At 52.7% G+C, this 20,608-nt stretch carries 23 protein-coding genes, 1 tRNA gene and 3 pseudogenes; 11 read left to right on the top strand and 16 right to left on the bottom strand.

Annotation, left to right across the window (positions count from 1 at the left end; translation table 11 throughout):
* Window positions 1–39 precede the first annotated feature (39 nt).
* From JCM2850_RS02515 to gloB, 6 genes and pseudogenes are all read right to left on the bottom strand, one after another.
* A complete protein-coding gene (locus JCM2850_RS02515) occupies window positions 40–864 on the bottom strand; it encodes an ABC transporter permease (protein WP_025869662.1) in 825 nt (274 codons plus the stop codon).
* A pseudogene (locus JCM2850_RS16560) lies at window positions 861–1,879 on the bottom strand (ABC transporter permease). The gene JCM2850_RS02515 and the pseudogene JCM2850_RS16560 overlap by 4 nt, the downstream one beginning before the upstream one ends.
* 64 nt (window positions 1,880–1,943) lie before the next feature.
* Window positions 1,944–3,566 carry a peptide-binding protein gene (locus JCM2850_RS02525; RefSeq protein WP_036265369.1) on the bottom strand — a complete coding sequence of 541 codons (1,623 nt, stop codon included), beginning with the start codon at window positions 3,564–3,566 and terminating at the stop codon, window positions 1,944–1,946.
* Window positions 3,567–3,622: 56 nt separating this feature from the next.
* Window positions 3,623–4,576 (bottom strand): lytic transglycosylase, encoded by a 954-nt coding sequence (locus JCM2850_RS23710; protein ID WP_369384798.1) that lies wholly within the window; start codon window positions 4,574–4,576, stop codon window positions 3,623–3,625.
* The gene (locus JCM2850_RS23715) at window positions 4,548–5,207 is read right to left on the bottom strand and encodes a transglycosylase SLT domain-containing protein (RefSeq protein WP_369384799.1); all 660 of its coding nucleotides are present in this window, start codon (window positions 5,205–5,207) and stop codon (window positions 4,548–4,550) included. Before JCM2850_RS23715 ends, JCM2850_RS23710 begins: the two co-directional genes overlap by 29 nt.
* Window positions 5,208–5,325: 118 nt before the next feature.
* Window positions 5,326–6,108, bottom strand: coding sequence for a hydroxyacylglutathione hydrolase (gene gloB, locus JCM2850_RS02535; protein WP_234406037.1), 783 nt, complete (start codon window positions 6,106–6,108; stop codon window positions 5,326–5,328).
* A 36-nt stretch (window positions 6,109–6,144) separates the two neighbouring features.
* On the opposite strand from gloB, the gene JCM2850_RS02540 reads away from it, so the two are divergent.
* From JCM2850_RS02540 to dnaQ, 3 genes are read left to right on the top strand one after another with little or no spacing between them, the layout of a single operon-like run.
* Window positions 6,145–6,879: a class I SAM-dependent methyltransferase gene (locus JCM2850_RS02540; protein WP_025869665.1), complete on the top strand. Its 735-nt coding sequence runs from the start codon at window positions 6,145–6,147 to the stop codon at window positions 6,877–6,879.
* Window positions 6,860–7,321, top strand: coding sequence for a ribonuclease HI (gene rnhA / locus JCM2850_RS02545; RefSeq protein ID WP_025869666.1), 462 nt, complete (start codon window positions 6,860–6,862; stop codon window positions 7,319–7,321). The genes JCM2850_RS02540 and rnhA overlap by 20 nt, the downstream gene beginning before the upstream one ends.
* 42 nt (window positions 7,322–7,363) lie before the next feature.
* Complete coding sequence (gene dnaQ / locus JCM2850_RS02550; RefSeq protein ID WP_025869667.1) at window positions 7,364–8,053, top strand: DNA polymerase III subunit epsilon; 690 nt, start codon at window positions 7,364–7,366, stop codon at window positions 8,051–8,053.
* A gap of 99 nt (window positions 8,054–8,152) precedes the next feature.
* Here dnaQ and queD read toward each other — a convergent pair whose 3' ends face one another.
* The 4 genes and pseudogenes from queD to JCM2850_RS02575 all read right to left on the bottom strand — a co-directional run bounded on the left by queD (window position 8,153) and on the right by JCM2850_RS02575 (window position 11,756).
* Window positions 8,153–8,578: a 6-carboxytetrahydropterin synthase QueD gene (queD, locus tag JCM2850_RS02555; RefSeq protein WP_025869668.1), complete on the bottom strand. Its 426-nt coding sequence runs from the start codon at window positions 8,576–8,578 to the stop codon at window positions 8,153–8,155.
* A gap of 91 nt (window positions 8,579–8,669) precedes the next feature.
* Window positions 8,670–9,620 (bottom strand): histone deacetylase family protein, encoded by a 951-nt coding sequence (locus JCM2850_RS02565; RefSeq protein ID WP_025869669.1) that lies wholly within the window; start codon window positions 9,618–9,620, stop codon window positions 8,670–8,672.
* Window positions 9,617–10,497, bottom strand: a pseudogene (gene rsgA / locus JCM2850_RS16570) (ribosome small subunit-dependent GTPase A). The gene JCM2850_RS02565 and the pseudogene rsgA overlap by 4 nt, the downstream one beginning before the upstream one ends.
* Window positions 10,498–10,502: 5 nt before the next feature.
* The gene (locus JCM2850_RS02575) at window positions 10,503–11,756 is read right to left on the bottom strand and encodes a M48 family metallopeptidase (RefSeq protein ID WP_025869670.1); all 1,254 of its coding nucleotides are present in this window, start codon (window positions 11,754–11,756) and stop codon (window positions 10,503–10,505) included.
* Between the two features lie 105 nt (window positions 11,757–11,861).
* Between JCM2850_RS02575 and orn the strand changes: the two genes are divergently transcribed.
* Window positions 11,862–12,410, top strand: coding sequence for an oligoribonuclease (orn, locus tag JCM2850_RS02580; RefSeq protein ID WP_199898244.1), 549 nt, complete (start codon window positions 11,862–11,864; stop codon window positions 12,408–12,410).
* 296 nt (window positions 12,411–12,706) lie between these two features.
* On the opposite strand, the gene JCM2850_RS23720 is transcribed toward orn, so the two are convergent.
* The 6 genes and pseudogenes from JCM2850_RS23720 to hpnC all read right to left on the bottom strand — a co-directional run bounded on the left by JCM2850_RS23720 (window position 12,707) and on the right by hpnC (window position 17,792).
* Window positions 12,707–13,057: a glycosyltransferase gene (locus JCM2850_RS23720; RefSeq protein WP_369384800.1), complete on the bottom strand. Its 351-nt coding sequence runs from the start codon at window positions 13,055–13,057 to the stop codon at window positions 12,707–12,709.
* The gene (locus JCM2850_RS16575; protein ID WP_369384801.1) at window positions 12,985–14,124 is read right to left on the bottom strand and encodes a glycogen synthase; all 1,140 of its coding nucleotides are present in this window, start codon (window positions 14,122–14,124) and stop codon (window positions 12,985–12,987) included. Before JCM2850_RS16575 ends, JCM2850_RS23720 begins: the two co-directional genes overlap by 73 nt.
* Before the next feature lie 255 nt (window positions 14,125–14,379).
* Window positions 14,380–14,742, bottom strand: coding sequence for a phage holin family protein (locus JCM2850_RS02590; protein WP_234406038.1), 363 nt, complete (start codon window positions 14,740–14,742; stop codon window positions 14,380–14,382).
* A 59-nt stretch (window positions 14,743–14,801) separates the two neighbouring features.
* The gene (hpnE, locus tag JCM2850_RS02595) at window positions 14,802–16,157 is read right to left on the bottom strand and encodes a hydroxysqualene dehydroxylase HpnE (RefSeq protein WP_025869673.1); all 1,356 of its coding nucleotides are present in this window, start codon (window positions 16,155–16,157) and stop codon (window positions 14,802–14,804) included.
* Window positions 16,142–16,978: a presqualene diphosphate synthase HpnD gene (gene hpnD, locus JCM2850_RS02600; protein WP_025869674.1), complete on the bottom strand. Its 837-nt coding sequence runs from the start codon at window positions 16,976–16,978 to the stop codon at window positions 16,142–16,144. The genes hpnE and hpnD overlap by 16 nt, the downstream gene beginning before the upstream one ends.
* Window positions 16,975–17,792 (bottom strand): annotated as a pseudogene (hpnC, locus tag JCM2850_RS16580) (squalene synthase HpnC). Before hpnC ends, hpnD begins: the two are co-directional and overlap by 4 nt.
* 136 nt (window positions 17,793–17,928) lie before the next feature.
* On the opposite strand from hpnC, the gene JCM2850_RS02610 reads away from it, so the two are divergent.
* From JCM2850_RS02610 to JCM2850_RS22270, 7 genes are all read left to right on the top strand, one after another.
* Entirely contained in the window at window positions 17,929–18,675 is a 747-nt protein-coding gene (locus JCM2850_RS02610) for an S-methyl-5'-thioinosine phosphorylase (protein ID WP_025869675.1), read from the top strand.
* A complete protein-coding gene (gene def / locus JCM2850_RS02615) occupies window positions 18,665–19,198 on the top strand; it encodes a peptide deformylase (RefSeq protein WP_025869676.1) in 534 nt (177 codons plus the stop codon). The genes JCM2850_RS02610 and def overlap by 11 nt, the downstream gene beginning before the upstream one ends.
* A 51-nt stretch (window positions 19,199–19,249) precedes the next feature.
* Window positions 19,250–19,337 (top strand) — tRNA-Ser (locus JCM2850_RS02620).
* 176 nt (window positions 19,338–19,513) lie between these two features.
* Complete coding sequence (locus tag JCM2850_RS20840) at window positions 19,514–19,888, top strand: type II toxin-antitoxin system RelE/ParE family toxin (protein ID WP_234406039.1); 375 nt, start codon at window positions 19,514–19,516, stop codon at window positions 19,886–19,888.
* Window positions 19,889–19,899: 11 nt separating this feature from the next.
* A complete protein-coding gene (locus JCM2850_RS02630; RefSeq protein ID WP_025869678.1) occupies window positions 19,900–20,208 on the top strand; it encodes a HigA family addiction module antitoxin in 309 nt (102 codons plus the stop codon).
* Window positions 20,209–20,272: 64 nt separating this feature from the next.
* A complete protein-coding gene (locus JCM2850_RS21550) occupies window positions 20,273–20,440 on the top strand; it encodes a hypothetical protein (RefSeq protein WP_159105114.1) in 168 nt (55 codons plus the stop codon).
* 3 nt (window positions 20,441–20,443) lie between these two features.
* Entirely contained in the window at window positions 20,444–20,599 is a 156-nt protein-coding gene (locus JCM2850_RS22270) for a putative type II toxin-antitoxin system PemK/MazF family toxin (RefSeq protein WP_148301173.1), read from the top strand.
* Window positions 20,600–20,608: the final 9 nt, after the last annotated feature.

A 20,608-nucleotide genomic window follows, 5' to 3' on the forward strand; every position in this document is an offset into this window, starting at 1 on the left:
GAGATAAGAGGCAGATCCGTAACAGTAGGAGAACGCTGCTTATTTCTTGGCCGAGGTTCTAGGGTCGTAAACGTCGCGCAGACCTTCACCAAACAAGTTGTAACCCAAGACCGTAATCAAGATGGCAAGGCCGGGGAATAAGGATAACCACCAGGCAAACTGGATGTATTCCTTGCCATCAGTGAGTATATTGCCCCAGGACGCCTGAGGCGCTTGCACGCCCAAACCCAGGAAGCTTAAGCCCGATTCAATCAGCACTGCACTGGCGACACCCAGCACAGAACTGACAATAATAGGGGTCATGCTATTGGGCAGTAAGTGCATAAAGATTAATCGCTTATCACTGGCACCCAGGGCTTCAGAGGCCATGACAAATTCTCGGTTACGCAAACTGAGAAACTCGGCACGTACCAGGCGTGTCACGCCCATCCATGAAGTCAGCCCGATCACGACCATGATGTTGACCACGGAAGACGATAGAAAGGCAATCACGGCCAGAATCAAGAAGAAGGTCGGGATGGAGAGCATGACATCGACCATGCGCATGATCACCACATCCACCCAGCCACGGTAATAGCCCGCAATCGCCCCCAGTATGATGCCGATACTGGTGGCAATACCCACAGCCACCAAGCCAACCAGCAGCGATATCTGCGCGCCAAACAGCATGCGCGAAAACACATCGCGCCCCAGGGCATCCGTGCCCATGAGATGTGTGGAGCTGGGCGAGAGCAATATCGCCTTTACGTCTATCGCATTCGGGTCATATGGCGCCAAATACGGTGCCAGCACGGCCAGCAGGAAAATACCAACAATGATGATAAAGCCGGAAAGGGCGAGCGGATTGGCAAGCGCACGTCTCATTGCATCACTCCCCGGCGTACACGTGGGTCAGCCAGGCATAGGCCAGGTCTGCCAGTAGGTTACCAATCAGTGTCAGTGCAGAACCTATGGTCAGAATACCCATGATGGTGGGGAAGTCCCGCATCAGCACCGCGTCGTAAAACAATTTGCCCATGCCGGGAATCGCAAAGATGGATTCTGCAATCACAGAGCCGCCAATCAGACCGGGAATGGACAGGCCAAGAATGGTGATCAAAGGTAACAAGGCATTGCGCAAGGCATGCTTGTAGACCACGCTGTTCTCAGGCAAGCCCTTGGAACGTGCAGTGGTGATGTAGTCCTGATGCAGCACATCCAGCATGCCATTGCGCACAAATAGCGATATACCTGCCAATCCGCTCAAGGCGGAAATGAACACAGGCAGGGCCAGATGTTGCAGGCTATCCCAGGCGTATTGCCACCAGGCCAGTTTTTCTGCGCCCTGGCTGTGCAAGCCAGAAATTGGCAACCAGTCATGCATGACCCCGGTCCAGTACATCATCAGCAATGCCAACCAGAAGCCAGGAATGGCAAAACCAAGGAATACAAACAAAGTAATCGAGCGGTCAGGCAGACGGTTTTGCGTCAGTGCCGATATTACGCCCAAGGGCAGGGCAATCAGGATAATCAGCCCTAAGCTTAATACATTGATCAACAGGGTAATCGGCAAGGCTTCCTTGATCATGCCTGGAGTGATATTGCCTTCCTTGTCTTTGCTATCCCAAAACACTGGGCGCTGATGTGAGGCAAAGGAATTACCAAAATCAAGCTTGACCATGCGTTGCAGCCACAAGCCATATTGCACAATCACAGGCTTATCCAGGTTGTACATTTCACGTAGCTTCTGGCGGGACTCCTCACTGGATTTAGGGTCAAAGCCAGCTTCGCTGGTTGTAATATCCCCTGGTGCCAGATGCATGATAAGGAAGGAGATCAGGCTGATACCCACCAGTAGCGGCACCATCCAGAACAAGCGTTTGAGCAGATAGCTCAGCATGAGTGAACCTCGCACCACAGCAGACAAACAACACAATGGTGAGCAACACAATGGCAAGTAAACGTCATGGTGTAATCTCCGTACGTCTCAAGGGTTGCGGGATGTACCACTCATGAGTGTTATTGCCCAAGCCCGCAGGCGGGGCAGGGTCGGGTATGCCCTTGACGCGTTTATGTATGGCTTGCAAGCCATAGCCCGCTGACAGATAAACTATCGGGCTTTCCTCTAGCAGTATCTCCGCCAATTCATGATAGATGACGGTGCGCTTGTCAGCATTAAGCTCCATGCGGCCACGCTCCAGCAATCTGTCCACGCGTGGGTTGTTATAGCCTATAAAATTGAATTGGCCGGGCGCTTGTTGTGAGGAGTGCCAGATGCTGTATTGATCCGGATCCAGCGCCAAAGACCAACCCAGCACTACCATATCAAAATCGCTGGTCTTGATGAAACGGCCAATAAAGGTTGCCCATTCCAGCACCCTTATGTGTATTTCTATGCCCACTTCCTTGAGCCTGCGCTGGATCAGCACTGCACTCATCTCACGTTGCTTGTTCTGACTGGTCAGTAGAGTGAAAGACAAAGGCTTGCCATTGCGCGCGAGGATGCCATCGCCTCTATCTTGGTAGCCAGCTTCTTGGAGCAAAGCCCTAGCTTTGGCTGGGTCATAGGCATAAGGCTTGAGATTGGGATTGGCCCAGCGGGTGCCAGGCTTGTAAGGTGAGGCCACTGGTTCACCCAGGCCTAGCAAAACGCCATCAATAATCTCTTGCTTGTTGATGGCGTAATTAATGGCCTGGCGCACACGGATATCGTCAAATGGCTTGCGCTTAAGGTTGAAGCCCAAATAGGTATAGCTGTTGCCCAGTTCTTTATATAAAGCGAATTTCTTTTGTAATTCAGGTCTGGCCGGGAAGATACGCGCATATTGCACAGGGGATAGCGTCATGGCGTCGATATTGTTCGCCATCAACTCCAGGAACTGTGCGGCTTCATCTGGTATAAAGCGGCTGGTCAGGCGTTCTATATGCGCTTGTCCCTGGCTAGAGAGCGGATTGCGCGTCAGGGTGATTTGTTCGCCTGGACGCCATTTTTCCAGCTTGTAGTAATGACTGCCTACCGGATTGCGTGCGAACGCGGTGGTGTTGATGTCTTTGCCTTCCAGCAGATGCTTGGGCAGGATATCAAGCCCAGCCCAGGAGTTGATGGCAGGGGCGTAGGGTTCGGCATAACTCACGCGGAAGGTACGCGCGTCTGGGGTTTCCGCCTTGATCACCAGTTTGTAGTCTGAACCATAGGGAGTGCGGGTTTTGTCATCAGTCACCAGCTTCCAGGTGAACAGCACATCGGCACTGGTCAAAGGCTTACCATCTGCCCATTTGAGGTTGGGCTTAAGCTTGAAGGTAATGATTTTTTGGTCTGGCGATACTTGCCAGGACTCGGCAAGCTGCCCTTCAAATTCGAGATTTTTATCGAACCGTAGCAGGCTGCTGAAAATATGCTGGGCTACTTCTGATGCCGCAGATTCACCAGCAATCATGGGAATCAATCCACTGGGTTCGCCGCGTGTGGCATCAATCAGTGTGCCGCCATCTTCTGGCGCGTAGTCGGCGTCGTAATTGACGCTGGTTTTAACCCCCGTATCACTGCTTTGGCTGCAAGCGCCCAACAGGCCTACAAGCAAAACCATAGTCAGGCAAGAGGTCAACGATGAAGATGGAAAGCGCTTGCGCATAGTCGCTGGTGTCAGGCTTCGTCTGGGCCTGATACCGTGAGCTTGTTGCCCGGGGCGATATGCGAGCCAGTTAGTTTGTTCCAGCGCTTCAAGTCCTTGCTTTGCACATCAAACTTGCGGGCTATGCTATCCAGAGTGTCGCCACGTTTCACCACATAATGCTTGTTGGCTACTGCTTTTTTGACAGCTGCAGCATGGGTGGTGCTGACGCTAATGCTGAGTTGCTGGCCAGGTTTGAGCTGGCTGGACTTCAGACTATTCATGCTCATGATCTGCTGCGCAGTCGTGCCATGTTTTTTGGCAATGGCGTGCAGGGTTTCACCGCTGCGTACCGTGTATTGCAGCTTGTTGCTGGCATTGGGGTTGCTGATAGTGGCAACGCTGACCTGACCGTGATCATTGACGGCAATCACTGCTTCGGCATCGCTACTTTCCTGGGTAGGCACCAACAGCGGCATATTGCTCTTGATCTGGGTGCTGCCGCTCAAGCCATTGACGTCGCGCAACTTACTGGCATCAATACCAAACTTGCGCGCGATGCTATCCATGCGCTCGCCACGCTTGGCATGATAGGTCTGCCAACTGACCAGAGGCTTGTCGTAAGCCGAAAGGTTGTTGGTGAATATCTCGGCGGCGGTAATCGGCAACAGGATTTCATGCACATTGCCATTGGCAGTCAGTACCGGGCGGTTATATTCCGGATTGAGTGAAGAAAATTCTTCATAGGATATTTCTGCCAGCTCTGCCGCCAGCCGTGCATCAATCTGCTGCGGCGCGGTGACCTTGGTGAAATAAGGCCGATTGGGAATACTTTGGATATTCAGGCCATAACGTTGCGGGTTGGTCATGATGTTCTTGACCGCCTGCAGCTTGGGCACGTAATTCTTGGTTTCGTCGGAAAGATCCAGGCTTTGGTAATCAGTGGGCAGGCCACGGCTACGGTTGCGCTCTATGGCCCGGCCCACTGTGCCTTCGCCAGCATTGTAGCTGCCAGCGCCAGATCCAGGTGCCAAACATCACATAGAGTTTTTGCAGATAAGTCAGCGCGGCATTAGTGGCAGCGGTAACGTCCCTACGGTTGTCCATCCACCAATCCTGCTTCAGGCCAAAGTTTTTGCCAGTGGAAGGAATGAATTGCCAGATACCCGAGGCGCTGCTACGCGAAAGCGCCTGCGGATTGAAGGCGCTTTCTATCATGGGCAGTAGGGCAATTTCGGTGGGCATGCCGCGCTTCTGTAGTTCTTCAACAATATGGTAGAGATAGCGCTGGCTGCGATCCACCATGCGTTTGACATAGTCAGGGCGCGTTGAGTACCAGTTTTCGTGATTTTGCGTGTAGGGAGATTGCAGTTCGGGAATGGCGTAGCCATCTTTGATGCGTTGCCAGAGATCAAGCGCAATCAGATCTGAGGACGTTCGCGGCAGTCGGCTGGCCGCAATCGTGTTATCTGGCAGGTAATTGACGAATTCTTCGCCGGGATAGTCATTGAGGATAACAATTTCATCGCCTGCAACATTGCTATCAGCAGAGGCCAGTGACGCAGCAAAAACAGGGGAGGCCAGCAATAGCAGCTGTAGCAGGGACCTGACAGTCATTCGGACTTCTCGGAGGGCTCTAGAGTGCTAGGATAGTAGCTAAACTTGCAAGCCAGCGTCAAGTGCGCAACCAATCTGCAAGCCGCTTGGAGATGGGTTGTAAACTTACTTGTCGCCATCAAAAACGATTACGCATCTGCCTGAGCTGTGTAAACACTTCTAGTGGCTCCTGCATCTTGGTGACGTCTTGTAAACCTGGCTCATGGCAGCGCAGGAAGGGGTTGGTGGCTAGTTCCAAGGCCAGGCTTGAAGGCAGGCTAGGTAAACCTTGCGCACGCAAGGCCGTAGTTGCAGCCTGGCGCGCTAGCAGGCTGGCATGAGTAGGCTGCAGGCTGAGCGCAAAGCGTAGATTATGGGCGGTGTATTCGTGAGCGCAGTAAATAGCGGTATCTACCGGTAATTGGGCGAGTTGCTGCAGTGAGTGAAACATCTGTGCAGGCGTGCCCTCGAACAATCTGCCGCAACCTGCACCAAACAAGGTATCGCCGCAGAATAGCTGTTTTTTATCGTCAAATTTGCTCTCGCCAACATAAGCCACATGATCCAGGGTATGCCCGGGGACGCTCAGCACCGTGAGCATCAAGCTATCGCCAAAGAGGCTGAGGCTGCTATCAGCGTTGACAGTTTGATAATCAAAGCTGAAGCGCGGATTATGCGGTGAATAGACCTGGGCAGAAGGGCTATGCTCAAGAAGTGCGGCAATGCCATTGGTGTGGTCGCCATGGTGGTGGGTCACCAGAATGGCATCCAGAATGTAGTTACCCTGCGTCAGCGCACTAATCACAGGTGCGGCATCGCCTGGGTCAACCACCACGGCATGGCCTTGCTGCACCAGTAACCAGATATAGTTGTCCTCCAGGGCGGGAATGGGGATAATTTCTAGCATCTCAACGTCACTCATTTTGTCTGCCGCCTATTTATGTCTATTGAGCAAGGGATGTCAACAATAAGCGCGGCACATTGGCTGGCGAGTCCATTGGGGCTATACCTGCAAGAGCAGGAGCAAGCCTTGTTCGATAACGCCGTGCACGATATTTTCGGTTTCAATGCCTTGCAGTTTGGCATGCTGGAAATGCCTTTGCTGCGCAACTGCCGCATTCCCTATCAATATCGCGCTGATGTTAGTGCTGGACAGCTACAGTGTGAGTCCCACCGCTTACCATTCAGTGCCGATACGCTGGACATGTTGTTGTTACCCCACACGCTGGATTTCAGTGAACATCCACATCAAACCTTGCGCGAAGCGGCGCGTGTACTGGTGCCAGAAGGTCATCTGATCATCACTGGTTTCAACCCCGTCAGTGCCTGGGGCTTGCGCCGATTGGCCAATGACAAGGGCACTTACCCCTGGGACGCCAATTTTCTCAGCCTGATGCGGGTCAAGGATTGGCTGACGTTGCTGGATTTTGAGATTGTTGATAGCCGCATGACCTGTCATCGCCTGCCTTTCCAGCACAAGCGCTTCTGTGGTCGTTCCAACTTAGTTGAGCGTCTAGGCGGGCGTTTGTGGCCCATGATGGGTGGGGTATACTTCGTGCTCGCCAAAAAACGTGTGCTGGGCATGCGCCTGATCAAGCCTGCCTGGAGCAAGGCCAAGCTCAAGGCCAACCTGATTCCCACACCGACCCAAAGAACGGACGTACAAAACAAGCATGAGCAATCAAGTCGTTGAAATTTATACAGATGGTGCCTGCAAGGGTAATCCTGGCCCAGGTGGCTGGGGTGCATGGCTGGCGATGGCCGGGCATGAGAAAGAGTTGTATGGCGGTGAACTGGTGACCACCAATAACCGCATGGAACTCACTGCGGTGATTAAGTCTCTGGAAGCACTCAAGCGCCAGTGCGAAGTGAAAATCTATACGGATTCTTCTTACGTGCAAAAAGGCATTACCGAGTGGGTGCACAACTGGAAAGCTAGAGGCTGGATGACCAGCGACAAAAAGCCAGTGAAGAATGTGGATTTGTGGAAGGCACTGGATGCCTTGGTGCAGCAGCACAGCATACAGTGGGTATGGGTCAAGGGGCATGCTGGCAATGTAGGCAACGAGCGTGCAGATGGCCTGGCAAATCTGGGTGTGGACCAGGTGCTGGCCAAGTCGGTAGCAAAATCCTAATCACCCCAACCATCAATCCATTACAGCCCGGGAATTCAAGCCATGCGCCAGATTTTTCTAGATACTGAAACCACAGGCCTCTACCATACCCAAGGCCACCGCATCATCGAAATTGCCGGGGTAGAGCTGGTCAATCGCCGCCTGACCAACAATCATTTTCATGTTTACCTGAACCCGGATCGCGATATCGATGCTGGCGCGCAGGAAGTGCATGGCATTACCTTGGAATTCTTGCAGGATAAGCCGCGTTTCCCAGAGATTGTTGATGAGTTTTTGCAGTTTGTTGCGGGTGCCGATCTGATTATCCATAACGCGCCTTTCGATATTGGCTTTCTTAATGCCGAGTTGGGCAAGATAGGCAGACCCAATATTGAGCATGGCGTGCTGGAGATTATAGATACACTCAAGCTGGCCAAGGAAATGCGGCCAGGGCAGCGTAACAATCTGGATGCGCTTTGCCGACACTTCGGCGTGGATAACTCCACCCGCACCCTGCACGGCGCCTTGCTAGATGCCGAATTGCTCGCTGATGTTTACATGGCTATGACGCGCGGCCAGGAAAGCCTGATGATCGATATGCTGGATCATCACGAGCAGGATCAGGGTGGCGAGATGGAATTAGGCAGCAACAAGCCTTTGATAGTGCTGGCGGCCAGCGAGGCAGAGCAGCAGGAGCACGAAGCTTATTTACAGGGTTTGCTCAAGGGTGGTAGTTGCGTCTGGGCGCAATAGCTTTTAATCCTACGCTGCGTTAAAAATAAAAAGAGCTTGCTGATGCAAGCTCTTTTTATTTTTTGGGTGATGCCAAGCTAGCCCGCTTAGCCCAGCGCATCAGCAGCTGTTGGGGGTTTCATACAGTCTTACACGTTCCAGCTTAAGGCTATTGCCATAGGTATCGGTGTATTCAGCCTGCAAGATTCTGAACGCTTCGGCCGCCATGTTCTCGGCGGTTGGCACGGCCTTGAAGATCACGGTTTTGTGGTCAGGCAGGCTGCGCAAAAACTCCAGCACTACTGCGTCCTTCTCATATACCAGAAACGCATGATCCCAAACGTCGACCACAGTGCGTTTAGCAATGGCTTTAACATCGGAGAAGTCCATCACCATGCCGTTATCGGATAGACCATCCTGCACAATGATATTGCCGGACAGGGTGATCTCTAGTGCATAGCGATGACCATGCAGGTTGCGACATTGGCTTTTATGGCTGGGAATGCGATGGCCAGCATCGAATTCAAGGCGGGTGGTAATTTGCATGGCGCAGATTATAGCAGTAACGCTAGAGCTGCATGTGATCTCAGCGCGGCTGTCATTGCCATTGCAGCAAGACTGGCCATGCAATCAAACGCTATAACCCAGCCAGAGTGCGTACATGACTAGTCGCTGCCTGGCCCAGCGCAGGCAGATGATAGCCGCCCTCCAGCAGTGAGACTATGCGCTTGCCCGCATGGCGCTCAGCCACCTGCATCGCAAAGCTGGTGACCCAGGCGTAATCCTCATTTTGCAGTTTGAGTTGCGCCAGCGGGTCTTGCGCGTGGGCATCAAAGCCTGCAGAAATAAACAGCATCTGCGGTTTGAAGCGCTCCAGCGCAGGGGCTATTTCAGTCTGTACCGCAGCGCGGAAACCCTCACTGCCAGTGCCTGCCGCCAGCGGCACGTTGATCATGCGCTCAGTCCTGCTATCCGCACCCCGGTGTGGATAGTGCGGATGCTGGAAGGTGGAGCATAGCATCACGCGCTCATCATTCTTGAAAATATCCTCGCTACCATCACCGTGATGCACGTCAAAATCCAGAATCGCCACGCGCTTGAGGCCATGCGCAGCCAGGGCGTGTGCCACGCCAACGGCGATATGGTTAAAGATGCAGAAGCCAGCTGCGCGGGATTTGCCAGCATGGTGGCCAGGTGGCCGTACGCAACAAAAGGCATTGCTTGCCTTGCCTTGCATCACTAAGTCTGTAGCCAGCACCGCAGCGCCAGAGGCATGCAAACAGGCGGATAAGGACATAGGGCCCATGGCAGTATCCGGGTCTAGCCGGACTAATCCCGCGCGTGGAGCCAGTTCACGGATTTTTTGCACATAGGCGGCGGAGTGCACGCGTAGCAATTGCTCATCGCTGGCTTCAGGCGCTATATGGCGTTGCAGGCTAGCGAGTAGGGTGTTGGGGCTTTTGTGTGAAGAGATTTTTTCTTGCGCTAGCGCGTCAAGAATGGCGGTAATGCGGGCAGGAGACTCCGGATGCTGACCATCCATAACGTGAAGCAAGGTGTCGGGATGTGTCAGCAGCGCGGTCGTCACGAGATTTCACCTCTTAGCTGCTGGTAATAATCCAGCCGTCTGGTGGCGATGGCACCAGAGGCAACGGCCTCGTGGATGGCACAGCCTGGCTCCTTTAGGTGGCGACAATTGGCAAAACGGCATTTGCCGAGGAAAGGGCGGAATTCCCTGAATGCCATTTCCAGCTCATCAGGCCCCAGATGGTGCAAGCCAAACTCCTGCAGGCCGGGTGAATCTATCAGGGCACTTTCAGCATCCAGATGGTAAAGATGGGCGGCGGTGGTGGTGTGCTTGCCACTATCCAGCACGCTGGAGACTTCCTGGGTACGCACCTGCAGCCCTGGCAGTAATTGATTGATGATGGTGGACTTTCCCATGCCGGATTGGCCTACCAGGACGCTGACCTCACCCTTGAGCCATTGCCGCAGTGGTGTGATGTCCTGGTGTGCTGATAACGCTTGTATGGTGTAACCCAGCGCGGTGTAGGGTTCCAGTCTGGCCAGCACAGCCTCGGCATCGCGAGATCGCATTTATTCAGCACAATCACGGCGCGGATATTGGCGGTTTCTGCGGCCAGCAAACAGCGGTTGAGCAGTTCTTCATAAAAGCTCGGCGTGGTAGCCAAGACGATAATCACCTGGGTGACATTGGCTGCCAGCATTTTGCTGCGCATGCTGTTGCTGCGATAGAGCAAGCTTTGGCGGGGCTTAAGTTTTTCCACCACGGCTTCATTGGGGCTGGTCATGCGCACCTGCACCTGGTCACCGCAGGCAAGATCGGTTTTCTTGCCGCGGGTGACACAGCTGATGACGCGGCTTTCGCCGTCATCGCTTTTGATTTCTACGCCAAAACGCTTGCCATAGGAGGCAACCACCAAACCATCTAGCAAGCTAGTCATCTAGCTTAACGTGCAGTAAAGGCATTAAGGCGGGCAATGCGTATGCTGGCAGGTGGGTGTGAATCATAGAAGGCCGAGTGCAGCGGGTCTGGCGTCAGGGTAGAGGCGTTGTCTCTATACAGTTTGACCAAGGCTTCTACCAAATCATCGGCATTGGCATTGGTGGCGGCGTATTCATCGGCCTCAAATTCATTCTTGCGCGAATATCCCGCCATCAGTGGGCGTAACAGGAACAAAAATACTGGACTTACCAGCATAAACAACATCAGCGCCATATAGGGACTGGCTTGATTGACGCCCAAGCCAAGATAGAACCATTCTTGTTTAACCAGCCAGCCCAGCAGGGCCAAGCCCAGGAAGCTTACCAGGAACATCAGCGCAATACGCTTGATCACGTGCTTGTGTTTGAAGTGACCCAGTTCATGCGCGAGCACCGCTTCAATTTCATCACCATTGAGACGCTCCAGCAGGGTGTCGAAGAACACCACGCGCTTGCTGGCACCAAAGCCCGTGAAGTAGGCATTGCCATGGCTGCTGCGTGTGGATCCATCCATCACAAACAAACCCTGGGACTTGAAACCGCACTTGGTCAGCAGCGCTTCAATGCGTGTCTTCAGCGATTGATCAGCGAGAGGTGAGAACTTGTTGAACAGCGGGGCGATGAAGGTGGGGTAGATCGCCAGCATCAAGAGATTGAATACACTCCATACTACCCATAGATACAGCCACCAGTAATCACCAGCGCCTTGCATCAACCATAGTGCGGCAAACAGAAGTGGTGCACCCAACAGCAGGCCAACGATGCTGTGCTTGATCATGTCCATAAAGTACATGCCTGGCGTCATTTTGTTGAAACCGAAGTGCTGATCGACCACAAAAGTACGGTAATAATCAAAAGGCAGGTCCAGCAGACTGCTGACCACCAAGGCACTAAGAATCACCGCAGCACCACGCAAAATTTCCTGATCTGGCAGAAAGCCGCGCCAGATATCATCTATTAACTGCAAGCCACCACCTACGGTTAGCGCTGCCAGCAGTGCGGCCTGGAACACGGTTTCGAGCAGAGCAGTGCGAGTCTTGGCCGAAGAATAATCAGCGGCTTTCTGATGCGCATCCAGGCTGATGCTGGGATTGAAAGCGGCAGGAACCTGATTACGATGTGATTGGATATAGCTTACATGACGCCGACCCAGCCAAACACGGATCAAAGTGGTGGATACCAGCAGCGCAAGAAACAGGAAGGTAAGATTGGTCGCCATCATTTTTATGCTTTATCGGTTAAAATATTGTGTTTATTTTGAAGCATGAAAGCGGTGTAAGGTTCACCTGTCTTTACATGCGGTCACATTTTAATGGAAATCATGATGGCACAACACAACGACAACTTAATCTGGCTGGATATGGAAATGAGCGGCTTGCTCCCTGATAGCGACCGTATTCTCGAACTTGCAGCTGTTGTCACAGATGCTGAGCTTAATGTACTGGGCGAATCTCCAGTGCTGGTGATCCATCAATCTGACGCTGTGCTTGATGGCATGGATGCCTGGAATAAGGGCACCCATGGTCGCTCAGGCCTGATTGATAAGGTGAAGGCTTCCACGCTGGACGAAGCCGCCGCTACCCAGCAAATGATTGCTTTCCTGCAAGAATACGTGCCAGCGGGTAAATCCCCTATGTGCGGTAACTCCATCTGTCAGGACAGACGCTTTATGGCGCGCTACATGCCAGAGCTGGAGTCTTTCTTCCATTACCGTAATCTGGATGTCAGCGTTTTCAAGGAACTGGCGCGACGCTGGCGTCCTAGCCTCACTGGTGGTTTCAAGAAAAGCAGCAAGCATGAAGCTTTGGCGGATATCTATGAATCCATCGATGAACTCAAGTACTACCGCGAGCACTTTATCCGCCTCGAATAGATCCGCCTGGAATAGGCTGTTACGAAAGTGACAGGCAAAAAAAAGGTGCGCAGTGCGCACCCTTTAAGGGAGGAGAAGTATAGCTTTGGAGAAAGCTCGCATATAAATGAGCATTAAGCATGCCATTTATCCTGCGTTGGTATCCATAATAGGTGGCAAGTGTTAATTAAATATTGCGGAGAAGGCCAGAATGGTTAGCAAACTGTTAAAAAGATGTAACAGTTTGCTGTTTTTCATGGGATTTCTAGCTGAGTAAGAATGAGCGTCGAGTAAATCCCGACGCTATTTTTTTTGGTTCAACTGGCTGCCAGGCTTTGATATAGCTGTAGATAAGCTTGGGCGCTATGGTTCCAGCTCAGGTCGCGGCGCATGCCATTGCGCTGGATTTTGCGCCAGGCGCGCGGATCGTGGTAATACACCAAGGCCCGTTCTACCGCATTAAGCAATTGCTGGGGTTCGGCCTGATTCATGACAAACCCCGTGGCGGTGTTGTTTTTCATGCTGGCACTGTTGCTATCCTGTATGGAATCGGCCAACCCGCCAGTGCGGGTGACTATAGGCGGCGTGCCATATCTTAGCCCATACATCTGGTTGAGGCCGCATGGCTCAAAGCGCGAAGGCATGATAAACATATCTGCCCCTGCCATGATTTGGTGCGAAAGTGGCTCTCTATAGCTATAGTCACACTGACTTGGTGCGGGTGGCGCTTGGCCAATTCCCTGAAGCCTGCCTCCATGCTGGCCTCGCCATTGCCAAGTACCGCAATCTGGCAATTCTGCTTTAATAATTTATCTGCAATCGATAAGAATAAATCCAGACCTTTTTGATGCGTGAGGCGGCTGACCACGCCGAGCAAGGGTTTGTGCGGCGCGGCTTCCAGCCCCAGTTGCACTTGCAGGGCTTTTTTCACTATTTTCTTATCTGCCAGGTGTTCGATATTGTAGGTTTTTGCCAGGTAAGGGTCGGTGGCCGGGTTCCATTCCTGGGTTTCTATGCCATTGAGTATGCCGTGAATCTCATGCCCTCGACTTGCCAGCAAGCCTTGCATGCCAAAGCCATATTCGTCGGTTTGAATTTCGCGGGCATAGGTGGGGCTGACGGTGCTGATGCTATCCGCATAGAAAATACCCGCCTTGAGGAAAGACATCTGGCCATAGTATTCCACGCCGTGCATCTGATAGCTCTCAGCGGGTAAGCCTAATCTCTGCACCCAGTCCTGAGTGTAGCTGCCCTGAAAGGCCAAGTTGTGGATGCTGACCATGGATTTGGCATGCGCTAGCCCGGAATAATGCAGATAGGCTGGTGTCAGCCCGGTCTGCCAATCATTACAGTGCACCACATCCGGAATCCAGTCGCGCAGCGGGGTATCGTGGCTGCTGAGAATGGCGGCAACCTTGGAGAGAATGCCAAAGCGCAGCGCATTATCATCCCAATCATTACCCTGACTATCGTTATACAGGCCGCCTGGCCTGATATAGAGGCGGCTGTTTTCTATCACCATCACAGGTACTTCTGTGTCTGGCATAGTGCCCAGCAATAGATTGACCTCGCCGACTTCGGGCAAGCCACTCACGCGCGTCAATAAACGCGTATTTTGCAACTTTTCCAGTACCGGGGCATAGCCAGGCAGCAGGATACGAATATCAACACCCAGCTCGCTCAGTGCTGCGGGGAGTGAGCCGCTGACATCGGCGAGACCACCGGTTTTGACCAAGGGATATGCTTCTGAACTGACAAAGAGGATGCGCAAGGGTGACGGTCTTTGCTGGTTAGGGTTGATAAAGCCACAAGGCCCGTCCCAGGCGGTTTGCAGCACTGGTAAGGGGGTTTTTGCTACAGCATATCAAATAACGATGACAGGGAAAATGTTGTTGCTGATAAACCCATAAACCTCAAACTTAGTGCATAGACCGATGACCTTGGCTCAAGTTGCCTTTAGAGAGCCTAAGCCTGGCTTTGGTAACTTGTTCTAGATGGAAATGGTATCTGCGTTGCCACCCATGGGGATCAACACCATGCCCTGGCTGGGCATGGCCCACTCGATTAGGAATGCCAGTATTGCCATGAAAATGCTCGCAAAAAAGGCGGTCCAGAAACCGGAAAGCTCAAAGCCTTTGATCAGCTTGGCGACCAGCATAATCATCAGCGCATTAATCACCAGTACAAACAATCCCAGACTGAGCAAAGTCAGCGGGAAGGTGAGTATCACTAACAGTGGCTTGATCACAGCGTTGACAAAGCCCAGCACTAGAGCCGATATCAGCAGAGAGCTGCGCGAGGAAAACTGGATGCCCGGAAATACCAGGCTGGCGATCCATAAGCACAAACTCATAATCGCCCAGTGTAAAATAAAATCATAAATATCATTGAGTATCATAATATTAAATATCTTTATTTAAGTGATTTAGTAAGTTCAAAAGCCGCCAGTTCACCACTGCGTATGGCACCTTCTATGGTGGCAGGGTAGTCCTGCAAGTGGTCTGGGCTGGCCACATAATCCCCGGCCAGCCAAAGATTTTGACTGAGTTGGTGCCCGGGGCGTTTCAAGCCTGCGCGACAGGCAAAGGTGGCGCGTTTTTCCGCAACCACTTTGTGCCATGATAAAGCGCTCAAATGCGGGAAGTGTTGTCGCAACTCCTGATCAACCGCTAAAGCCAGCGCTGCCTGGGTCATGGATTGGTGCGGGCCAGCCGCGCTGATGACAACGGCCAGTAAACCCGCTTGCCCATATAGTTGTCCGCGATCAAATACCCATTGCCCCAGGCTATTGGCCAGGCCGCACATGGCATCAGGTAATTGCGTCGCGGCTTCATATTGCAGGTACACCGTGTAAATTGGTTGATAATCCAGTGCGGCACACTGGCTTGCAGTCTCTGCCAGCTCAGGCAGCCCAGCTAAGAGAGGAGCAACGCGGAAGGGTGAGGTGGCGATAATGACATGGCTGAAATGTGATTGTTCATCCCCATGCTGCAATACCCAGCCTGAGCCTTCTTGCCGTAGAGATTCTATAGGCGTATTGAGCCTGACCGAGCCTGCATGCTGCTGTATGTAGGCAACGGCTGGATCAACCAGCAACTGTGACAGATCCTTGCGTGGCAGCAGCAGATCGCTATCGGTCTTGCTGCGCGCAAAACTATCACGCAACACGTTGAGAAATACCTGGGCACTGGCCTCAGCCAGGGGAGTATTAAGCGCCGCCAGGCATAATGGCTCCCACAACATCTGAATCAAGCGTGGTGGCTGATCTTGCAAGAGCTGTTGCAGGGGCATGTCCTGGCTTAGCTGGAATTGCCTCAGTCTGAAACCCGCCATGATGCGTACAGCGGCAAAGCGTTCTTGCCAACTCAAGCCCTTGGCCTGTAGCAGACCAGCCAGAATGTGCAAAGGAGCGGGCAGTGCGCTTTGGCTGCGTAAGGAGAATTCGCCTGCCATATCCAGCTTCAAGGGCAGGCGCAGCAACACCTGTTCTGGAGCCAGGCCGCAGGTTTGCAAAAAATCCAAAGTGCGGGCATAAGCCCCCAGCAGGATATGCTGACCGTTATCCAGCGTTTGCTCTTGCCATGTGATGCTGCGCGCACGACCGCCGAGTTGATGGCTGGAATCAAATAGGGTGACAGGCACACCAGCTGCACTCAGCCTGACTGCTGCAGCCAGCCCGGCACAACCGCCACCTATGATGGCAGCGCTAGGTGCAGATTTAGGGTCTGGCCTATGGTCTAGCTGAGAAGGGGCTAATTGCGTACCCATGTCAGCCAGGCGAGCCAGAGTTTGCGCAGGGGAGTGAGGGATACGCGGGCGTTGAGCACCACCTGGATATTGTCTGCCTGGATTTCATTGAGCAGGGTGCGGTAAATGGCAGACATGATGAGGCCAGTACGCTGCGGTTTTCTGTCCTCTGCTGGCAATTCTGCCAGGGCTTTATCGTAAAAACTCTGCGCACGATTAGCCTGTAGTTCCAGCAGCTGGCGCATGCCTGCGGATTCGCGCCCATAAAGGACATCGTCCTCGCTGACGCCAAACCGTTGCAGCTCATCCAGCGGCAGATAAATGCGGCCACGGCGCGCATCTTCACCGACATCGCGGGTGATATTGGTGAGCTGGAAGGCCATGCCTAAGTCTTTGGCATATTGCAGGGTTTGCGGGTTGGAGTAGCCAAAAATGCTGGCAGAGAGTAAGCCCACAACACTGGCAACGCGGTAGCAGTAAAGCTCCAGCTCGGCAAAATCACGATAGCGATTCTGTTCCAGATCCATCTGCATGCCCGCGATAATTTCCAGCAGGTGTTCCTGCTTAAGATGATATTGCTTAACCGGGCCTTGCAAGGCTTGGGTTACGGGATGCTGCGGCTTGTCCTGATAAAGATTGGCAATTTCGCCACGCCACCAGTCCAGCTTGATGTGGGCCACACCCAAATCCTGCACCTCATCGGCCACATCGTCGACTTCACGGCAGAAAGCATAAAGCGCGGTAATTGCCTCGCGCCTGGGCTTGGGCAGAAAAAGAAAACTGTAATAAAAACTTGAGCCGCTGGCTGCGGCTTTCTTCTGGCAATATTCTTGCGGACTCATTTCTTCCTCACCGCGCGGTAACACATATAAATCCAGTCCCTGGGTTTGAGCACTGGCCTATGATTGAACACATCGCCTCTGTGCTGGTGCAGCTTTTTAAGAATGCGCTCGCCTCCGGCGATAATCATGCGCATTTCCATGCCTATGCGGCCTGGCAAAATCATCCCCAGTGGCGCACCCGATTGTAACAGGCGTCGCGTACGGTTGATCTGGAACTCCATTAACAAGCTCCAGGTGCCTTGCGGGTCATGCGCCATGATCTGCGCCTCGCTCACCTTGTACTTCTGCAATTCATCCTGTGGCAGATAAATTCTGTCCTTGCCAGTATCGATGGCCACATCCTGCAGAAAATTGATCAGTTGTAAGGCAGTGCAGATGGCATCTGACAAACCAAGATTACGCGGTGTGGCTTCGCCATATAAATGCAGCAACAGACGTCCTACCGGGTTGGCAGAACGGCGGCAATAATCAATGACCTCACCAAAATTGGCATACCGGGCTTTAATGACATCCTGACTGAAGGCAGAAAGCAAGTCATAGAAAGGCTGCAAAGGCAGGCCGCGCTCTTCTATCATGACTTTCAGTGCCTGGAACAAAGCTACCCCTGGCTGCTGCCCCTGGGCAATCAAATCCAGCTGCTGGCGAAAGCATCGAGCAAGGCCAGACGTTGCTCTGGCGTTAAATCGCCCTCATCGGCAAAATCGTCTGCCTGCCGCGCAAACGCATAAATCAGCCCTATGGGTTCGCGCAAATGCCTAGGTAGCAAAATGGAAGCGACCGGGAAATTTTCGTAATGCGATTGGCTGAGTGCCATGCTCTGCTGGAGGGCTGCGTGCGGGGAGTTAGTCATAAGCGACCTAGAGTATGCCATAAAACCCATGCAGCGCGGGCCTTGTGGCAAGACTCGCGGCTTGCGCTACAATGAGACGGTCTAACCTCGTGGAGTTTTCATGCTCGGCATCATCGGCGGTACTGGCTTGACCAAATTGGCCAATCTCAAGATCAAGCGCAGGCAAATCATACGCACCCCCTATGGTGAGCCCTCGGGGCCACTGACCTTCGGTGATATTGGTGGGCATGAAATCATCTTTCTGCCCAGGCACGGCAACGGTCACACGCTGCCACCGCATATCGTCAATTATCGCGCCAACATCTGGGCATTGCATTCAGAAGGCGTGCAAGACATCGTGGCGGTTGCCACGGTCGGTGGCATACAAGAACACCTGAGTCCTGGCACCATCGTTGTGCCAGACCAGATCATTGATTACACACAAGCGCGCAAGAACACCTTTTTTGATGGTGGCGATCTGCCCGTGAAACACATAGACTTTACCCAGCCCTACAGCACCCAACTACGTAGCCTGTGCCTGGAGGCGGGGAGAGCAAGCCAGGAAGCCCTGATTGATGGAGGCGTCTATGCCTGCGTACAGGGGCCCAGGCTGGAAACCGCAGCCGAAATCAACCGCCTGGAACGTGATGGTGCCAATATCGTCGGCATGACTGGCATGCCAGAAGCCGCATTGGCACGCGAGCTAGATATGCACTATGCCGCCATCTGCCCAGTAGTTAACCATGCGGCAGGCCGCGCCAGCAGCCAGCACGGCATCAAGTACGAGAACGTGGGCGAAGTGCTGGACCAGACCATGGAACGCGTACGCAAACTGATAGAAAGGTTGGTGATAGCTCATGCCTGTTAAGCCCGTACTGAAAATGGGTGAGCCTTTATTGTTGCAAAAGGCTGAGCCCATCACGCAATTTGACACCCCGGAACTACATGCCTTGATCAAGGACATGGAAGACACCATGGCGCATATGAATGGGGCGGGCATAGCTGCACCGCAAATTGGAGTGAGCAAGCGCGTGGTGATTTTTGGCGTAGGCCATAACCCGCGTTACCCCGATGCAGACCAGGTGCCTTACACCGTCCTGATCAACCCGGTGTTGACCCCGGTGGGCGAGGATCTGGAAGATGGCTGGGAAGGTTGCCTATCCGTGCCCGGCATGCGTGGCGTAGTGCCCAGATATCAACGCCTGCAATACACAGGCTTTGATCAATATGGCAACAAGATAGATAGGCTGGTCAGCGGCTTCCACGCCCGCGTGGTGCAGCATGAATGCGACCATCTGGACGGCATACTTTACCCAATGCGCATACGCGATTTGGCCCAGTTTGGCTTCACAGAAGTATTATTCCCTGGAATGGTCGTGGACGACGACTGAACTTCTTTGCTAGAATGCCGTTCTTCCAGTCGCTCGACTGGTTGTCAGAACGGAAGTGTGGCCGAGTGGTTGAAGGCACCGGTCTTGAAAACCGGCGACCCGCAAGGGTTCGTGAGTTCGAATCTCACCGCTTCCGCCATCCGAAGCCCGTCATAATGCGGTTTCCAGCGGTTCAGTAATTTCTTGGGGCATTTTTGGGACACTTGGTGTTTCATTGGCCTTTGCCAATTCTCTCAGTTGGTCAGCCTAATGTGATAAGCTCCCAGCATCTTTTTTGTTAGCGCGGGCTAGGTAGCGCACCCCCACAGACAGGATTTGCAGCTGCCAGCAAAGCCAAAGCTGCATGGTCAAAGCACATTTGATGTGCTGTTGCGTGTTGCGCATGGCGCAATTCGTGGATATGATTCTTATATGATCAAAAGTTTCCAACACAAAGGATTGCAGAAACTTCATCAGTCCGGAAGTAAGGCTGGAATAAGGCCAGATCATGCAAATAAACTTAGACGGCAATTAACTCGTCTTGATGATGCAACTTGCGCAGAAGATATGAATATTCCAGGTTGGAGCCTGCATTCATTGGACGGAGATTTGCTTGGGCATTTCGCAGTATCAGTAAACGGGAACTGGAGAATGACGTTTGCTTTTGACAGCGCAGATGCAATTCTTGTGGATTATCAGGACTACCATTAGGAGGGCTTAACATGGCTCGCATACATCAACCATCACATCCAGGTGAAATGCTGCGTGAAGATATTCTTCCAGCACTTGGGCTCACTCCTGCTCAAGCGGCAGAACAGTTGGGGGTAGATCGTTCTTCATTATCCAGGTTGTTAAATGAACAGTCTGGTATATCCATCACGATGGCATTGAGGTTAGAGGCTTGGCTTGGGGTGGAAAATGGCGGACGCGCTGATCTTTGGCTGTCTCAACAAACAGCCTATGACCTTTGGAAAGCCCGTGAGGAAAATCCCGACATACAGGTAAAACGTTGTGTCGCGCTTAGCGAGTAAAACTCAGCTATTGCGTGGGGTATTCATTTCAAACCTGCTTGCACACCCTCTCTCGAGTGAAACCATGTTGGTCAATATCACTTTGTCTTCTTTTGCTAAAGATCACTTGCCTCACTATGAGACAGATGAAGCAGCTCTGACAGATCAGGATATTCATGCGATCAAGCAAGCTGCAAAACCAAAGCTGCCTAAAGGTAAGTTGTTACGCAAAACATCTCTACTTGAGACGTAGGCCATGTGGGAGTTACCAAGCGTTGGAGATATTGTTTGGTGCAAGTTTCCACAAAAGCCCAGGGATGAAGCTGGTCCCAAGCCAAAGCCAGCCTTAGTTGTTGCCGTCAATGAATACGAAGATGGCATAGGTATAGAAGTAGCCTATGGCACTACATAAAAAGTTGAC

Source organism: Methylobacillus glycogenes JCM 2850 (assembly GCF_000617925.1).
GTDB classification, from domain to species: domain Bacteria; phylum Pseudomonadota; class Gammaproteobacteria; order Burkholderiales; family Methylophilaceae; genus Methylobacillus; species Methylobacillus glycogenes.

Excerpts from the sequence above, each read along its gene's own strand:
- queD (WP_025869668.1), bottom strand. The coding sequence starts at position 8,578 with ATGCAAATTACCACCCGCCTTGAATTCGATGCTGGCCATCGCATTCCC.
- JCM2850_RS23715 (WP_369384799.1), bottom strand. The coding sequence starts at position 5,207 with ATGACTGTCAGGTCCCTGCTACAGCTGCTATTGCTGGCCTCCCCTGTT.
- JCM2850_RS21550 (WP_159105114.1), top strand. The coding sequence starts at position 20,273 with ATGTTGGTCAATATCACTTTGTCTTCTTTTGCTAAAGATCACTTGCCT.
- def (WP_025869676.1), top strand. The coding sequence starts at position 18,665 with ATGCCTGTTAAGCCCGTACTGAAAATGGGTGAGCCTTTATTGTTGCAA.
- orn (WP_199898244.1), top strand. The coding sequence starts at position 11,862 with ATGGCACAACACAACGACAACTTAATCTGGCTGGATATGGAAATGAGC.
- JCM2850_RS02575 (WP_025869670.1), bottom strand. The coding sequence starts at position 11,756 with ATGGCGACCAATCTTACCTTCCTGTTTCTTGCGCTGCTGGTATCCACC.
- JCM2850_RS23720 (WP_369384800.1), bottom strand. The coding sequence starts at position 13,057 with ATGGCAGGGGCAGATATGTTTATCATGCCTTCGCGCTTTGAGCCATGC.
- hpnD (WP_025869674.1), bottom strand. The coding sequence starts at position 16,978 with ATGAGTCCGCAAGAATATTGCCAGAAGAAAGCCGCAGCCAGCGGCTCA.
- JCM2850_RS02610 (WP_025869675.1), top strand. The coding sequence starts at position 17,929 with ATGCTCGGCATCATCGGCGGTACTGGCTTGACCAAATTGGCCAATCTC.
- gloB (WP_234406037.1), bottom strand. The coding sequence starts at position 6,108 with ATGAGTGACGTTGAGATGCTAGAAATTATCCCCATTCCCGCCCTGGAG.
- JCM2850_RS02540 (WP_025869665.1), top strand. The coding sequence starts at position 6,145 with ATGTCAACAATAAGCGCGGCACATTGGCTGGCGAGTCCATTGGGGCTA.
- JCM2850_RS22270 (WP_148301173.1), top strand. The coding sequence starts at position 20,444 with ATGTGGGAGTTACCAAGCGTTGGAGATATTGTTTGGTGCAAGTTTCCA.
- JCM2850_RS02590 (WP_234406038.1), bottom strand. The coding sequence starts at position 14,742 with ATGAGTTTGTGCTTATGGATCGCCAGCCTGGTATTTCCGGGCATCCAG.
- hpnE (WP_025869673.1), bottom strand. The coding sequence starts at position 16,157 with ATGGGTACGCAATTAGCCCCTTCTCAGCTAGACCATAGGCCAGACCCT.
- JCM2850_RS02630 (WP_025869678.1), top strand. The coding sequence starts at position 19,900 with ATGGCTCGCATACATCAACCATCACATCCAGGTGAAATGCTGCGTGAA.
- dnaQ (WP_025869667.1), top strand. The coding sequence starts at position 7,364 with ATGCGCCAGATTTTTCTAGATACTGAAACCACAGGCCTCTACCATACC.
- JCM2850_RS02515 (WP_025869662.1), bottom strand. The coding sequence starts at position 864 with ATGAGACGTGCGCTTGCCAATCCGCTCGCCCTTTCCGGCTTTATCATC.
- rnhA (WP_025869666.1), top strand. The coding sequence starts at position 6,860 with ATGAGCAATCAAGTCGTTGAAATTTATACAGATGGTGCCTGCAAGGGT.
- JCM2850_RS02525 (WP_036265369.1), bottom strand. The coding sequence starts at position 3,566 with ATGGTTTTGCTTGTAGGCCTGTTGGGCGCTTGCAGCCAAAGCAGTGAT.